The sequence below is a fragment of the Pseudomonas sp. ADAK2 genome (genome assembly GCF_012935755.1).
Classification (GTDB): Bacteria; Pseudomonadota; Gammaproteobacteria; order Pseudomonadales; family Pseudomonadaceae; genus Aquipseudomonas.
Map to the genome: position 1 here is coordinate 6659856 of NZ_CP052862.1, position 17125 is coordinate 6676980.

The 17125-nt window shown below is 62.7% G+C and carries 2 protein-coding genes (1 of these 2 running past the window's edge); both read left to right on the forward strand.

The features are described from left to right. The gene (locus tag HKK52_RS30620) at positions 1-12369 is read left to right on the forward strand and encodes a non-ribosomal peptide synthetase (RefSeq protein ID WP_169373838.1); all 12369 of its coding nucleotides are present in this window, start codon (positions 1-3) and stop codon (positions 12367-12369) included. Further along, positions 12369-17125, forward strand: partial view of a non-ribosomal peptide synthase/polyketide synthase gene (locus tag HKK52_RS30625; protein ID WP_169373839.1) — the 5' portion only. Its footprint extends 10276 nt past the window's final position; 4757 of the gene's 15033 nt are visible here — the first part of the coding sequence; its start codon is at positions 12369-12371; the stop codon falls past the right edge of the window. Before HKK52_RS30620 ends, HKK52_RS30625 begins: the two co-directional genes overlap by 1 nt.

A 17125-nucleotide genomic window follows, 5' to 3' on the forward strand; every position in this document is an offset into this window, starting at 1 on the left:
ATGAATGCTGAAGACTCCTTGAAACTTGCTCGCCGGTTTATCGGGTTGCCCCTGGAAAAGCGCCAGATGTTCCTTGCGGCCTTGAACAAGGAAGGCGTGGATTTTTCCCAGTTTCCGATCCCGGCAGGGGTTGAGGCCGAGGATCGCCAGGCGCTGTCCTATGCCCAGCAACGCATGTGGTTTCTTTGGCACCTGGATCCGCAAAGCGGCGCCTATAACCTGCCGGCAGCGGTGCGCCTGACCGGGCGTTTGAATCAGGCTGCGTTGGAGCAAGCGTTCGCCAGCCTGATCGAACGTCACGAAACCCTGCGCACGGTGTTTCAGCAACAACCCGATGACAGCCTGTTGCAGGTCTCGGTGCGGCAACCGCTGGACATCGAGCGCCTCGACCTCAGCGCGTTTGCCCCGGCAGAACGGGAATCCCGGGTCGCCGAAGCCGCCGAGCAGCAATCGCTGATTCCTTTCGATCTGGCCCGGGGCCCGCTGCTGCGGGTGCGCCTGTTGCAGCTCGACGAGCAGGAACACGTATTGTTGCTGACTTTGCACCACATCGTGTCCGATGGCTGGTCGATGAACGTGTTGATCGACGAATTCTGCCGTTTCTACGACGCCCACGATCAAGGCCAGACCCTGGATTTCGCGCCGCTGCCGATCCAATACAGCGACTACGCTCTGTGGCAGCGCCGTTGGCTGGAAGCCGGGGAGCAGCAAAAACAACTCGACTACTGGCTGACGCAATTGGGTGACGAACACCCGGTGATGGAGCTGCCGCTGGATCACCCGCGCCCGGTATTGCCGAGCTATCGCGGGCGGCGCCATGAGCATGTGGTCGACGCAGTCCTGGCCGAACAACTGCGCGGGGTTGCCCGCCAGCACGGCGTCACGCTGTTTATGCTGTTGCTCGGCACATTCAATATTCTGCTGCACCGTTACACCGGCCAGAATGACCTGCGCATCGGCGTGCCAATTGCTAACCGCAATCGGCGGGAAATCGAAGGGTTGATCGGCTTCTTCGTCAACACCCAGGTGCTGCGCGTGCAACTGGACGGCCAGACCCGTCTCGGCGATCTGCTGCGCGACCTCAAGGAAACCGCCCTCGGCGCCCAGGCCCATCAGGATCTACCTTTCGAACGCCTGGTCGAAGCGCTGAAACTGGAGCGCAGCCTGAGCTACAACCCGTTGTTCCAGGTGATGTACAACCATCAGCCGGAAGTAGCGGATGTCACCACCCTCAAGGTCGGCACCGGCCTGGAACTGGGCGTCATCGAGTGGGAAAGCCGCAGCACCCAATTCGACCTGAGCCTGGATACCTATGAAAAGGCCGGGCAACTGCACGCGGCGTTCACCTACGCCAGCGACCTGTTCGAAGCGGACACCATCGAACGCCTGGCTCGGCACTGGACCCATTTGCTGCGCAGCATCGTCAATGACCCGCAACAACGGGTCGGCGAAATCCCGTTGCTGGCGACTGACGAATACCAGCAACTGGTCGGTGACTGGGGCCGTAACGACACCGTGTGGCCGAGCGAACGCCCGGTGCACGAGCTGTTCGAAACTGCTGCCGAGAATACCCCTGACGCCACCGCGCTGATCTTCGACGGCCAGCGGCTGGTCTATGGCCAGCTCAACGCCCGGGCCAACCGTCTGGCGCGCACGCTGGTGGCGCAAGGCGTGGGGCCGGACGTGCTGGTAGGGATCGCGGTGGATCGCGGTCTGGACCTGATCGTCGCCATTCTCGCGGTGCTCAAGGCCGGCGGCGCCTATTTGCCGCTGGACCCGCAATACCCCCGCGACCGCTTGCTGTGCATGATCGAAGACAGTGGCAGCCAGTTGATCCTTAGCCAAAGCCATTTGCTGGAACGCCTTCCGGTGCCGGTCGGTGTGGCATGCCTGTGCCTGGATCAGGCCGATGCCTGGATGTTCCCGGACGAAAGCAATCTGGCACGCCCGGTGTGGGCGGAAAACCTCGCCTACGTGATGTTCACCTCGGGCTCTACCGGGCGCCCGAAAGGCGTCGGTATCAGCCACGGCGCGTTGAGCAAACATGCCTTTGCTTCGCAGCACTATTACAACCTCAGCGCCGCCGATTGCGCGCTGCAATTCGCCACGTTCAACTTCGATGCCTTTGGCGAGCAACTCTTCGGCCCGCTGACCTGCGGTGCCTCGGTGGTGCTGCGCGGCAACGACATCTGGGACAGCGAAACCCTGTACCGGCAGATCGTCGAGCAGGGCATCACCGTGATGGACCTGACCACGGCCTACTGGAACATGGTCGCCAAGGAGTTCGCCGCCATCGGCCCTCGCGACTATGCGGCGCTGCGCCAGGTGCACAGCGGCGGTGAAGCTATGCCGCCGGAAGGTGTGCTGGCCTGGCGTCAGGCCGGTCTGGAGCACGTCAAGTTGCTCAACACCTACGGTCCAACCGAAGCCACCGTCACCGCCACAACCCTGGATTGCAGCGACTATATCTTCGGTCGCCAACCGTTGCCGTTGACCTTGCCGATCGGCAAGCCATTGCCCGGCCGTCACACGTATTTGCTCGATGAAAACGGTCAACCTGCCCCGGTGGGTGTGATCGGCGAACTGGTGATTGGCGGCGACCTGTTGGCGCGTGGTTACTTCCAGCGTCCAGATCTGAGCGCCGAACGCTTTATCCCCGATCCGTTTTCCGGCTCGGGTGCACGCTTGTATCGCACGGGCGACCTGGCCCGTTTCAACGCCCAGGGGGGCATCGAGTACGTCGGCCGGGTTGACCATCAGGTGAAGATTCGCGGTTTCCGCATCGAGCTGGGTGAAGTCGAGGCGCGATTATTGGAATTGGAATCGGTTGGCGATGCAGTGGTGCTGGCAGTGCAAGGCGGTAGCAGCCTGCAACTGGTCGGCTATGTCGTGCCTTCAGACACTTCATTAGTCACGGCCAGCGCCGAAGCGCAAAACGTCACCCGCGAAGCGATCAAGACGCAACTCAAGGACAACCTGCCGGATTACATGGTGCCGACGCACCTGCTGTTCCTCCCGGCCTTGCCCCTGAGCCCGAACGGCAAGCTTGACCGCAAGGCCTTGCCGGCCCCGGACGCCAGCCAGATGCAGCCCACCTACGTGGCGCCGCGCAGCGAATTGGAACAGAAAATCGCCGGGATCTGGCAAGACGTGCTCAAGCTGGAGCAGGTCGGCCTGACCGATAACTTCTTTGAGCTGGGTGGCGACTCGATCATCTCGATTCAAGTGGTCAGCCGCTCGCGCCAGGCCGGGATTCATTTCAGCCCGCGTGACCTGTTCCAGCATCAGACCGTGCAAGGTCTGGCGGGTGTGGCGCAGCAAGGTGTGGCTGCGTTGACCATCGATCAAGGCCCGGTGACCGGCGAGATGCCGTTGCTGCCGATCCAGCAAACCTTCTTCGAAGAACAGATTCCACAGCGTCATCACTGGAATCAGGCTGTTTTGCTGCGTGCCCACCAAGACTTGCAAGTGGCTCCACTGGCGCAAGCGCTGAATGGGCTGCTGGCCCACCACGACGTGTTGCGTTCGCGCTTCAACGAAGGCCGTGCCGAAGTGGCGGGCATCGCCGCCGACGACGAATTGTTGTGGACCGCCGACAATATCAGTGCCACCGAACTGGACGCTCTCTACGTCAAGGCCCAACGCAGTCTCGACCTGCAAAACGGCCCGCTGCTGCGCGGTGTGCTGGCGACCTTGACCGATGGCAGCCAGCGCCTATTGCTGGCGATCCATCACCTGGCGGTGGACGGCGTGTCCTGGCGCATCCTGCTGGAAGACTTGCAGCAGGCGTATCAACAAGCGCTGCACGGGGCGAGCCTCAGGCTCCCGGCGAAAACCAGTTCTTACAAGGTCTGGGGCGAACATCTGCATGCCTACGCCAGCAGCGAAGCGGTGCAAGTGGAGTTGCCGTTCTGGCATCAGCAATTGCAGGGCGCCGCCGTGGACCTGCCGTGCGACAACCCCCAAGGCAGCCAGCAAAGCCGTTATGCCCACGTGGTGCACAGCCGACTGGACAAAACCTTCACCCAACAATTGCTGCAAGAGGCGCCCGCCGCCTATCGCACCCAGGTCAACGATTTGCTGCTGACCGCCCTGGCCCGAGTGATCTGCCGCTGGACCGGCCACGCCGACACCCTGATCCAGCTCGAAGGCCACGGTCGCGAAGACCTGTTCGACGATATCGACCTGTCCCGTACCGTGGGCTGGTTCACCAGCCTGTTCCCGGTGCGCCTGACGCCAGCCGACTCCATGGCCGCGGCACTGAAACAGATCAAGGAGCAACTGCGCGCCATCCCGAACAAAGGCCTGGGTTTTGGCGTACTGAAATACCTCGGCGATGAGGCCACGAAGTCCAGCCTCAAGGCTTTGCCGACGCCGCGCATCACCTTCAACTACCTCGGCCAGTTCGACGGCAGCTTCGATGCCGAGGAAGGTGCGTTGTTCAGCCCGGCCGGTGAAAGTGCCGGGGGCGAGCAAAGCGTCGAGGCGCCGCTGGACAACTGGCTAGGCGTTGAAGGCCAAGTGTTCGAAGGCGAACTGGACCTGCGCTGGACCTTCAGCCGCGAGGTGTTCAACGAAGCGACCATCGCCCGTCTGGCCGATGAATACACTCGCGAACTCGAAGCGTTGATCAAGCATTGCTGCCTGCCGGAGTCGATGGGCGTGACGCCCTCAGACTTCCCGCTGGCGCGCATCGATCAAGCGCAACTGGACGCGATCCCGGTGCCCGCCGCCGGCATCGAGGACATCTACCCGCTGTCACCGATGCAGCAAGGCATGTTGTTCCACACCCTGTACGAACAGGGCACCGGCACCTACATCAACCAGTTGTGCGTCGATGTCGATGGCCTCGACGCCGAGCGTTTCCGTGACGCCTGGCAGGCGACCATGGATGCCCACGACATTCTGCGCAGTGGCTTCATCTGGCAGGGCGAGTTGCAGGAACAACTGCAGATCATTCATCGTCATTTGCCGCTGCCTTACGTGCTGTTCGACTGGCGCGAACGCACGGACATCGCCCAGGCCCTCAGCGATTTCACCGCCGCCGACCTGGCCCAAGGCTTCGATCTGACCCAGGCCGGGCTGCTGCGCCTGACCCTGATCCAGACCGGCGACACCCGTCATCACCTGATCTTCACCAACCACCACATCCTGATGGATGGCTGGAGCAGCGCGCAGATGCTCGGCGAGGTGTTGCAGCGTTACAGCGGCCAGCAACCGCCGCGTCCCGTGGGGCGTTATCGCGATTACATCCAGTGGTTGCAGCGCCAGGACGGCGCGGTCAGCGAAGCGTTCTGGCTGGCGCAACTGGCGGATTTCCAGGAGCCGACTGTGCTGGCTCAAGCGGCGGCGAGCGGTGGCGAGGTGTTGGCTGAAACTGGTCATACGCTGCGGCATTTCGAGGCAGACGCTGTGCGTACCCGGCGCCTGAACGACTTTGCCCGCCAGCAAAAAGTGACCGTCAACACCCTGGTCCAGGCCGCGTGGCTGCTGCTGTTGCAGCGCTACACCGGCAGCGAGTGCGTGGCGTTCGGCACCACCGTCGCCGGGCGCCCGGCGGACCTGGTGGGTATCGAGCAACAAGTCGGCCTGTTCATCAATACCTTGCCGGTGATCGCCGGTTCGCGTCCGGACCAGAGCGTCGGTGCCTGGCTCGCCGCCGTGCAGGCGCAGAACCTCAGCCTGCGCGAGTTCGAACACACGCCGCTGGCCAATATCCAGCGCTGGGCCGGGCAGGGCGGTGAGTCGTTGTTCGACACCTTGCTGGTGTTCGAAAACTTCCCGATCTCCGAAGCCCTGCAACACGGCACCGCCCAAGGCGTGGTGTTCGGCGAAGTCGCCAACCAGGATCAGACCCACTATCCACTGACCCTGGGCGTGACCCTCGGCGACACCCTGGCGCTGCACCTGAGTTTTGATCAGGGAAAATTCAGCGTCGCGACGGTCGAGCGTCTCAGTGCGCAGCTGCTGCACCTGCTCGACCGCTTTGCCGAATCCGCCGAGCGACGCCTGGGTGAAATCGCCCTGGTCACGGTGCAAGAACAAACCCTGCAACAAGCGAACAACCAGCCGCAACCGTACCCGGTGAATGTCGCGGTGCATCAGCGTTTCGCGGCGTTGGCAGCCGAGCGTCCCGAGCGCCCGGCGGTGATCTTCGATGGCCAACGTTTCAGCTATGGCGAACTCGACCTGCGGGCCAATCGTCTCGCCCATGAACTGGTCGCGCAAGGCGTCGGCCCGGAAGTGCGCGTCGGCGTGGCCCTGCCGCGCGGTGAAGGCCTGATCGTGGCGTTGCTGGCGGTGCTCAAGGCCGGTGGTGCCTACGTGCCGCTGGACACCAGTTATCCCCGGGAACGCCTGGCCTACCTGATGCAGGATTCGGGGCTGGCGCTGCTGCTGACGGATTCGCGGATTGCCGCGCAACTGCCGATTGAAGCCGCCATGAACGTGCTGGAACTGGATCGTCTCGACCTGAGCGCGCGCCCGGTCACAGCCCCGGTGGTCAACCTCGATCCTGACAACCTCGCCTACGTGATCTACACCTCCGGCTCCACCGGCAACCCGAAAGGCGTCAGCGTGACCCACGGTCCGCTGGCGATGCATTGCCTGGCCATTGGTGAACGTTATGAGATGCGCGACAGCGACTGCGAATTCCACTTCATGTCGTTCGCCTTCGACGGCGCCCATGAACGCTGGTTGACCAGCCTGACCCATGGCGCTTCGCTGCTGATCCGCGACGACAGCCTGTGGACCCCGGAGCAGACCTACAACGCGATGATCGAACACGGCGTCACCGTGGTCGCGTTCCCGCCCGTCTATCTGCAACAACTGGCCGAACACGCCGAGCGCGAGGGCAATCCGCCCAAGGTGAGGATCTACTGCTTCGGCGGCGATGCGGTGCCTAACGCCAGTTTCGAACGGGTCAAGCGTGCGCTGAACCCGGAATACATCATCAATGGCTACGGCCCGACCGAAACCGTGGTCACGCCGCTGATCTGGAAGGCCGGACGCGACGTGCAGTGCGGTGCCGCCTACGCGCCAATCGGCAGTCGCATTGGTGACCGCAGTGCTTATGTGCTCGACGCTGACCTCAACTTGTTGCCCCAAGGCATGGCCGGCGAGCTGTACCTCGGCGGCACCGGGCTGGCCCGGGGTTACCTCAATCGTCCGGGGCTGACGGCGGAGCGCTTTGTGGCGGATCCGTTCAGCGCCACGGGCGGTTTGCTCTACCGCACCGGTGACCGGGTGCGCCTACGCGCCGACGGCACCTTCGACTACCTGGAGCGGATCGACAACCAGGTGAAGATCCGTGGTTTCCGCATCGAACTGGGGGAAATCGAAGCGCGCTTGCAGACCTTCGACGGTGTGCGTGAAGCGGTGGTCGTGGCTCAGGAAAGTGCTGGCAGCAAACGCCTGGTGGCTTATGTGGTCGGCGATGCTCAAGGCAAGGATTTTGCCGAATCACTGCGCGAACAACTCAAGGCCGCTTTGCCGGCACACATGGTCCCGGCCTACGTCTTGCTGCTCGAACGCATGCCGCTGACTCCCAACGGCAAGCTCGACCGCAAGAACCTGCCACGTCCTGACGTCAGCCAATTGCAGCAAGCCTATGTGGCGCCGCAGTCCGCGCTGGAGCAGCAACTGGCCACAATCTGGCAAGACGTGCTGAAGCTGGAACGGGTCGGTTTGAGCGACAACTTCTTCGAACTGGGCGGCGATTCGATCATCTCCATTCAAGTGGTCAGCCGCGCCCGTCAGGCCGGTTTGCGCTTCACCCCGAAAGACTTGTTCCAACACCAGACCATTCAGGCGCTGGTGGCGGTGGTGCAGACCGGTGAACCGTTGCAACTGATCGATCAAGGGCCCGTGACCGGAGAAATGGCCCTGTTGCCGGTGCATCAAGTGTTCTTCGCCCAGGCGATTCCGGATCGTCATCACTGGAACCAGTCGGTGATGCTCAAGCCGACTCAAACGCTGGATCCTGAAGCGCTGGAGCGAGCCTTGGCCGCACTGATGGTTCATCACGACAGCCTGCGTTTGAATTTCGAACAGGGCGAAGGCTGGTCCGTGCAGTACCGCGATAACAAGGCCGGGCCAATCCTGTGGCAAGCCGACGTGGCCGATCTGGCCGCCCTCGAAACCTTGGGCAACGAGGCCCAGCGCAGTTTGCAGTTGAGCGGCGGTTCGCTGATCCGCGCCGTGCTGGCCAACCTCGCCGACGGCACGCAACGCTTGCTGTTGATCGTCCATCACCTGGTGGTGGATGGCGTGTCGTGGCGCATCCTTTTCGAAGACTTGCAGACCGCCTATCGCCAAGGCCAATTGCCGGCCAAGACCAGTGCCGTCAAAGCCTGGGCCGAAGCGCTGCAAGGTTATGCCGCCAGCGCGCCGTTGCAGGCTGAGCTCAATTATTGGCAGCAAGCGTTGCAAGGCGCGCCGGTTGCATTGCCGTGCGACAACCCGCAGGGCGGTCAGCAACATCAACAAGCCCTGGCCATCCGCAGCCGCCTCGACAAAACCCTGACCCAGCAGCTGTTGCAAGAAGCCCCGGCGGCGTATCGCACCCAGGTCAACGACCTGCTGCTGACCGCGCTGGCGCGGGTGATGGTGCGCTGGACCGGTGACGACAGCGTGCTGGTGCAACTCGAAGGCCACGGTCGTGAAGACCTGTTCGACAGCGTGGACCTGACCCGCACCGTCGGTTGGTTCACCAGCCTGTTCCCGGCGAAATTGACCCCGGTCGCAGAGCTCGGTGCCTCGCTGAAACAGATCAAGGAACAACTGCGCGCCATCCCGAACAAAGGCATCGGCTTCGGTGCCCTCGCGCACCTGGGCGATGACCATGCGCGGCACACTCTGCAAGCGCTGCCCAAACCGCGCCTGAACTTCAACTACCTCGGCCAGTTCGACGGCAGCTTCGATGCTGCCGACGATGCCTTGTTCGTGCCGACCAGCGAATCCGGTGGCCAGGAAGTCAACATGCAAGGCCCGCTCGGCAATCAGTTGGCCCTCGACGGCCAGGTGTTTGGCGGTGAACTGGACCTGAGCTGGACCTTCAGCGCCGAGATGTTCAACGAAGCGACCATCCAGCGTTTGGCCGACGATTACCTGGAAGAACTCACTGCGCTGATCGCCCATTGCTGCAACAGTGCCAACCGTGGCGTAACGCCGTCGGACTTCCCGCTGGCGCGGCTGTCGCAAACGCAACTGGATACGTTGGTCGTGCAACCCCAAGCCATCGACGACATCTATCCGCTGTCACCGATGCAGCAAGGCATGCTGTTCCACACCTTGCTGGAACACGGCACTGGCGACTACATCAACCAGATGCGCCTGGACGTCGAGGGCGTCGATCCGCAACGTTTTCGCGATGCCTGGCAAGCGGTGCTCGATGCCCACGATATCCTGCGCACCGCGTTCCATTGGCAGGGTGATCTTGAGCAGCCGGTGCAGGTTGTTCATCGCCAGATTGACGTGCCGTTCCGTGTACTGGACTGGCGTGAGCACGTCGACTTCGACGCTTCGTTGAAAGCCTTGGCGGATGAAGAGCGGGCTCAGGGCCTCGATTTGACCCAGGCGCCGCTGTTGCGACTGGTGCTGGTGCAAACCGCCGCCGACCGTCATCACCTGATCTACACCAACCACCACATTCTGATGGACGGCTGGAGCAGCGCGCAGTTGCTCGGCGAGGTGTTGCAGCACTACAGCGGTCAGGGCGTGGCGCGCCAGCCGGGGCGTTATCGCGACTACATCGCCTGGCTGCAACGTCAGGACGCGGCAGTCAGCGAAGCGTTCTGGCTGTCGGCGCTCAGCACCCTGGAAGAGCCGACGCGACTGGCCCACGCCATCGCCCGACCTAAAGACCTCAGCGTCGGTCATGGCGATCATTACCAAGTGCTGGACGCTGACCAGACCCAACGTCTGGCCGAGTTTGCCCGTGCTTCGAAAGTCACCCTCAACACCTTGGTCCAGGCTGCGTGGTTACTGCTGTTGCAGCGTTACACCGGTAAAGACAGTGTGGCGTTTGGCGCGACGGTGGCCGGGCGTCCGGCGGACTTGCCGGGTGCCGAGCAGCAGATCGGTCTGTTTATTAACACCTTGCCGGTGATCGCCGTGCCGCGTGCCGAGCAGAGCCTGGCCAGTTGGCTGCAAAGCGTGCAGGCGCAGAACCTGGCGTTGCGCGAGTTCGAGCACACGCCGCTGGCGGATATCCAGCGCTGGGCCGGACAGGGTGGCGAGGCGTTGTTCGATACCTTGATGGTGTTCGAGAACTACCCGATCTCCGAGGCCCTGGAGCAGGGCGCGCCGCAAGGTTTGCGCTTCGGACCGGTGACCAACCATGAACAGACCAATTACCCGATGACGCTGCTGGTGAGCCTCGGCAATCAGCTGTCGGTGCACTTCAGCTACCAGAACGACAGTTTTGCCTCGGCCACCGTGGCGCAGTTGGGCACGCATTTGCAGCACCTGTTGGCGCAGATGGCCGAAACTGGGGAACGCTCGCTCAGCGAGTTGACCTTGCAGGATTCCATCGTCACGACCGCCGAAGCGAACTTCGCCACTGAGCTGTGCATTCACCAGCGCATCGCCAGCCAGGTCGCGACCACGCCGGATGCCTTGGCCGTCACCTTCGGCACCGAGCAACTGACCTACGCCGAACTCGACCGCCAGGCCAATCGTCTGGCGCGCAAGTTGATCGAATTGGGCGTCGGTCCGGAAGTACGGGTCGGCGTGGCGATGCAACGCTCTGAGCAACTGCTGATCGCATTGCTGGCAGTGCTTAAGGCCGGCGGCGCCTACGTACCTCTTGACCCGGATTACCCGGCCGAGCGCGTGGCCTACATGCTCGAAGACAGCCGCGCCCTGGTGCTGCTGACCGAGCAGGCCGTGGCGGCGACCCTGCAAATCGGTGCCGGTACGCAAGTGGTGCTGATGGATAAGGTCCCGCTCGGCCATTATCCGGTCAGTGCTCCGCAGACCTCGGTCACCCCGGACAACCTCGCCTACGTGATCTACACCTCCGGTTCCACCGGCAAACCGAAAGGCGTGGCCATCGCCCATCGCAACGTCATGGCGCTGATCGACTGGTCGCAATCGGTGTACAGCCGCGACGACATTCAAGGTGTGCTGGCCTCCACTTCAGTGTGTTTCGACCTGTCGGTGTGGGAGCTGTTCGTCACCCTGGCCAACGGTGGCTCGCTGATCATCGCGCGCAATGCCCTGGAACTGCCGCAACTGCCGGCCCGGGATCAGGTGCGCCTGATCAACACCGTGCCGTCGGCGATTGCCGCGTTGCAACGCGCCGGGCAAATTCCTGCCAGCGTGCGCATCATCAACCTGGCCGGTGAACCGCTGAAACAGGTGCTGGTGGACACCTTGTATGAGCAGGCCAACATCGAGCACGTCTACGACCTCTACGGCCCGTCGGAGGACACCACTTATTCCACCTGGACCCGCCGCGAGGCCGGCGGCACCGCGAGCATCGGCCATGCGCTGAAGCACACCAGCAGCCATTTGCTGGACGCCGATTTGCAACCGGTGCCCCAAGGCATTTCGGCTGAGTTGTACCTGGCCGGCGCCGGCATCACGCGCGGTTACCTGGCCCGTCCGGGGATGACCGCCGAGAAGTTTGTGCCCAATCCGTTCTCCACCAACGGCGAACGTCTGTACCGCACCGGCGACCTGACCCGTTATCGCGAGGACGGCGAACTGGAGTACATGGGCCGTATCGACCATCAAGTGAAAATCCGTGGTTTCCGCATCGAGCTGGGGGAAATCGAAGCGCGGCTGCTGGCCCAATCCGCCGTCACCGAAGCGGCGGTGCTGGCGCTGGACGCCGAGGGTGGCGCGCAATTGGTGGCGTATGCGGTCGCCCCGCAACTGGCGCTGGACGACAGCGAAGCACAACGACAACTGCGTGAGGGACTAAAGACTGCGCTCAAGTCTTCGTTACCTGACTACATGATTCCAGCGCATCTGCTGTTCCTCGGGCAATTGCCCCTGACCCCCAACGGCAAACTCGACCGCAAGGCCCTGCCAGCGGTGGACGCGAGCCAGATGCAGGCCAGTTATGTCGAGCCGGTCAGCGAACTTGAACAACAGGTCGCGGCGATCTGGCAGCAAGTCCTTACCGTTGAGCGCATCGGCTTGCACGACCACTTCTTTGAACTGGGCGGGCATTCGCTGCTGGCGGTCAACGTGGTGTCGCGCATCGCCCTGGAATTGGGGCTGACGCTGACGCCGCAAGTGTTATTCCAGCACCCCGTCCTGAGCGATTTCGTGGCTCACCTCGATACCGAAGACGGGGCCATCGATGAACAGAAACTGAACAAGCTGGAAGCCCTGCTTGACGAAATGGAGGAAGTCTAATGGACAAGAGTGTTGCTTTGAGGATTGCCAAGCGCTTTATCACTCTGCCGCTGGACAAACGTAAGCTGTACCTGGCCAAGATGCTGGAAGAGGGCGTGTCCCCGGCGAACCTGCCGATCCCCGAAACCCGCTCCGGGTTCGAGGCGATCCCGCTGTCCTACGCCCAGGAACGTCAGTTGTTCCTCTGGCAGATGGACCCGCACAGCACCGCGTATCACATTCCCAGCGCCCTGCGCCTCAAGGGCCAGTTGGATGTGCCGGCGCTGGAGCGCAGCTTCAATGCCCTGGTCACGCGCCACGAAAGTTTGCGCACCACCTTCGTCGAGCAGGATGAGCAAACCTGCCAGGTGATTCATCCGCAGATGCCGCTCCGCATCGCGTTGCAACCGTTGCCGCAAGGGCTGGATGCGGACGGCGTCGAAGCACAGATCAAGGCCTTCGTCGAACACGAAACCGCACGCCCGTTCAATCTGCAACAGGGGCCGCTGCTGCGGGTTTCGCTGCTGAAAATCGCTGAAGACGACCATGTGCTGGCGCTGATCCAGCACCACATCATTTCCGATGGCTGGTCGATGCAGGTGCTGGTCGGCGAGCTGATCAAACACTACGCCGCCGACACCAGCGGCCAATCGCTGACCCTGCCGGAACTTGAGGTGCAATACGCCGATTACGCGATCTGGCAGCGGCACTGGCTGGAAGCCGGCGAGCGCGAGCGTCAGTTGGCTTATTGGCTGGAAACACTGGGCGGCGAGCAACCGGTGCTGGAGTTGCCGATTGATCATCCACGCCCGGCGGTGCAAAGTTTTCGCGGTGCACGCCTGGACCTGAACCTGCCGGCGGCGCTCGGCGAATCCCTCAAGCAACTGGCCCAACGTGAAGGCGCGAGCCTGTTCATGGTGTTGCTGGCCTCGTTCCAGGCGTTGTTGCACCGTTACAGTGGCCAGGCGAACATCCGCGTTGGCGTGCCGGTGGCCAACCGCAACCGGGTCGAGACGGAAGGGCTGATCGGTTTCTTCGTCAACACTCAAGTACTCAGCGCCGACGTGAACGGGCAACTGCCGTTCAAGCAGTTGCTGGCCCAGGTCAAGCAGTCGGCCATGGCTGCCCAGGCGCACCAGGATTTGCCCTTCGAGCAACTGATCGAAGCCCTGCAACCGGAGCGCAGCCTGAGCCACAGCCCGGTGTTCCAGGTGATGTACAACCACCAGGCGGTCAACGACCAGACCCAGCGTCAGAGCCAGGTGCAACTGCCGCAGTTGAGCGTCGAAGACATCGTCTGGGAAGGGCGCACCGCGCAATTCGATTTGACCCTCGGCACTTACGAGTCCAGCGAAGGTGTCGCCGCCGAACTGACCTACGCCACGGATTTGTTCGAACCGTCGACCATCGAACGCCTGGCGCGGCATTGGCAGAACCTGCTGCAAGGCATCGTCGACGAGCCGACCCAACGCATTGGCGAACTGCCGTTGCTCGACAGCACCGAGCAAACCGCGCTGCTGCAGGACTGGCACCGTGTGGTCGAACACAGTGCGCAGGCACCGTGTGTGCAACAGCGCATTGCCGTTCAGGCCGGACAGACGCCGCACGCCATGGCCTTGATCGTCGGCGACGAGGCGCTGACGTACGCTCAGCTCGACACCCGCGCCAACCAGCTCGCGCACAAACTGATCGCAGCAGGCGTCGGCCCGGATCGCCTGGTAGGCATTGCCGTCGAACGCAGCGTGGAAATGATCGTCGGCCTGCTGGCGATCCTCAAGGCCGGCGGCGCTTATGTGCCGCTGGACCCGGCGTATCCCGAGGATCGCCTGGCCTACATGATCGAAGACAGCGGCCTCGAACTGCTGCTGACCCAATCCCACCTGCAAGCACAACTGCCGATCCCGTCGGGGCTCAACACTTTACTGCTCGATCAGCCGCACGACTGGCTGGCCGCTTATCCACAGACGTGCCCAACGGTGGCGCTGAACGGCGAACACCTGGCCTACGTGATCTACACCTCGGGCTCCACCGGTAAGCCGAAAGGCGTGATGGTGCGCCACGCCGCGCTGTGCAATTTCGTCGCGAGCATGGTCAAGCAACCGGGGCTGAATGCCCAGGACCGCATGTTGTCGCTGACCACCTTCTCGTTCGATATTTTCGGCCTGGAGATCTATGGCCCGCTGCTGGCCGGTGCCAGTGTGGTGTTGACCGGCAAGGACGTGCATCAAGACCCGCAAGCGGTGCTCGAACTGATCGAGCGTCACGGCGTTACGGTGTTACAAGCCACGCCTTCGACCTGGCGCATGCTGCTCGACAACGAACAGGCCTCGATTCTGGCCGGTCGCATGTTCCTCTGTGGCGGTGAAGCGCTGCCCCAGGAACTGGCCCAGCGCATGCTCGCGCTGTCGGCAAACGTCTGGAACCTCTACGGCCCGACCGAAACCACCATCTGGTCGGCGCTGCACCCGTTGTCCGTCGAAAACCCGCGCCCGTTCCTTGGCAAACCGATCGACAACACCGCGCTGTACATCCTCGGCAGCGACCTGGAACTGAACCCGGTCGGCGCACCGGGCGAACTGCTGATCGGCGGTGAAGGCCTGGCCCGTGGTTATTTCGAGCGTCCATCGTTGACCGCCGAGCGCTTCGTGCCAGACCCGTTTTCGTTCAGCGGCGGACGCTTGTACCGCACTGGCGACTTGACCCGTTATCGCGCCGAGGGCGTGATCGAGTACATCGGGCGGATCGACCATCAGGTGAAAATCCGTGGTTTCCGTATCGAACTCGGCGAGATCGAAGCGCGACTGCTGGTCCTGGATAGCGTGCGCGAAACCGTGGTGGTGGCCCAGAACGGTCCAACCGGTCCGCAGCTGGTGGCTTACGTGGTCGCTGCGGCGACCGTTGAAGATGAAGCCGTATTGCGCGGCGAACTCAAGGCCAGCCTCAAGGCCGAGCTGCCGGAATACATGGTGCCGGCGCACTTGTTGTTCCTCGCGCAACTGCCGCTGACCCCCAATGGCAAGGTAGATCGCAAGGCATTGCCGGCGCCTGATGCCAGTCAGTTGCAATCGACTTACATCGCCCCGCAAACCGTCACCCAGCACACCGTCGCTGAAATCTGGCAAGCGGTGCTCAAGCTGGAACAGGTCGGTTTGAGCGACAACTTCTTTGAACTCGGCGGTCACTCGCTGCTGGTGACCCAGGTGGTGTCGCGGGTGCGACAGGCGCTGAACGTGCAAGTGCCGCTGCGCACGTTGTTCGAACACAGCACCTTGCAGGATTTCGTTGCCGCCCTCGGCGTTGAGCAGGCGCAGCAAGAGCCGCCGATGGTGGCGTTGCCGCGCCTGCAACCGATGGCGTTGTCCTATGCCCAGGAACGTCAGTGGTTCCTCTGGCAACTGGAACCGACCAGCACCGCGTATCACGTGCCAGCAGCGCTACGACTGCGCGGCGAGCTGGACTTGTCGGCGTTGCAACGCAGCTTCGACAGCCTGATTGCCCGTCACGAATCCTTGCGCACTTGCTTCGTTGAAGAGCAGGGCCAGACCTTGCAATTGATCCAGGCCCACGCTGCGCTGGATTTGCAAGTCGTGGCGCTCGACAGCGACCTCGACGACGCCGCACTTCAGGCGTTGGTGGCTGAAGAAACCCTGCATTTGTTCAATCTGCAACAAGGCCCGCTGCTGCGGGTCAAGCTGTTGCGCCTGGCCGCCGATGACCACGCGCTGATCATTACCCTGCACCACATCGTGTCCGATGGCTGGTCGATGGGCATCATGGTCGATGAACTGATCGCGCTGTATGCCGGCTTCAGTCAGGGTCAAGCGCCGCAATTGCCGGCGCTGCCCGTGCAATACGCCGACTACGCCGTGTGGCAACGGCAGTGGATGGAGGCCGGTGAGCGTGAGCGCCAACTGGCGTACTGGACCGCGCAACTGGGCAACGATCAACCGCTGCTGGAGCTGCCAACCGACCGTCCACGTCCAGCCGAACAAAGCTATCGCGGTGCCCGCCAGGATATTGCGCTGAGCGCGGAACTGGCCGCTGGCCTCAAGCACGTAGCGCAGCAGGAAAACGTCACGCTGTTCGCGCTGTTGCTGGCCTCATTCCAGACCTTGCTCCATCGCTACAGCGGTCAGGCCGATATTCGCGTGGGTGTGCCGGTGGCTAACCGCAACCGTCTCGAAACCGAAGGCTTGATCGGCTTCTTCGTCAACACCCAGGTGTTGAAGGCCGAGATCGACAGCCAGCAGACCTTCCGCAGTCTGTTGGCCCAAGTCAAAAACACCGTGCTCGGCGCCCAGGCTCATCAGGACCTGCCGTTTGAACAACTGGTGGATGCGCTGCAACCGGAACGCAGCCTCAGTCACAGCCCGTTGTTCCAGGTGATGCACAACCACCAGAGCCAGGCCCGGGAAGGGCGCGGCGCGGCGCGTTTGCCGCAGTTGGCGATCGAAGGTTTGAACTGGGTTTCGCACACCGCGCAATTCGACCTGACCCTCGACACCTTCGAATCCAACGACAACGTCTGGGCCGAGCTGACTTACGCCACTGACTTGTTCGACGCCGCGACTATGCAACGCCTGGCCCATCACTGGAGCCATCTGCTGAACGCCATCGTCGCCGATTGCGGCCAGCGCATCGCCGAGTTGCCGCTGCAAGACACCGCCGAACGCGCGGCCACGCTGTTGCAGTGGAACCCGACGGTGGTGGATTTCCCGAGCCAGGGTTGCCTGCATGCGCTGATCGAAGCTCAAGCGTTGCGCGCGCCGCAAGCAAT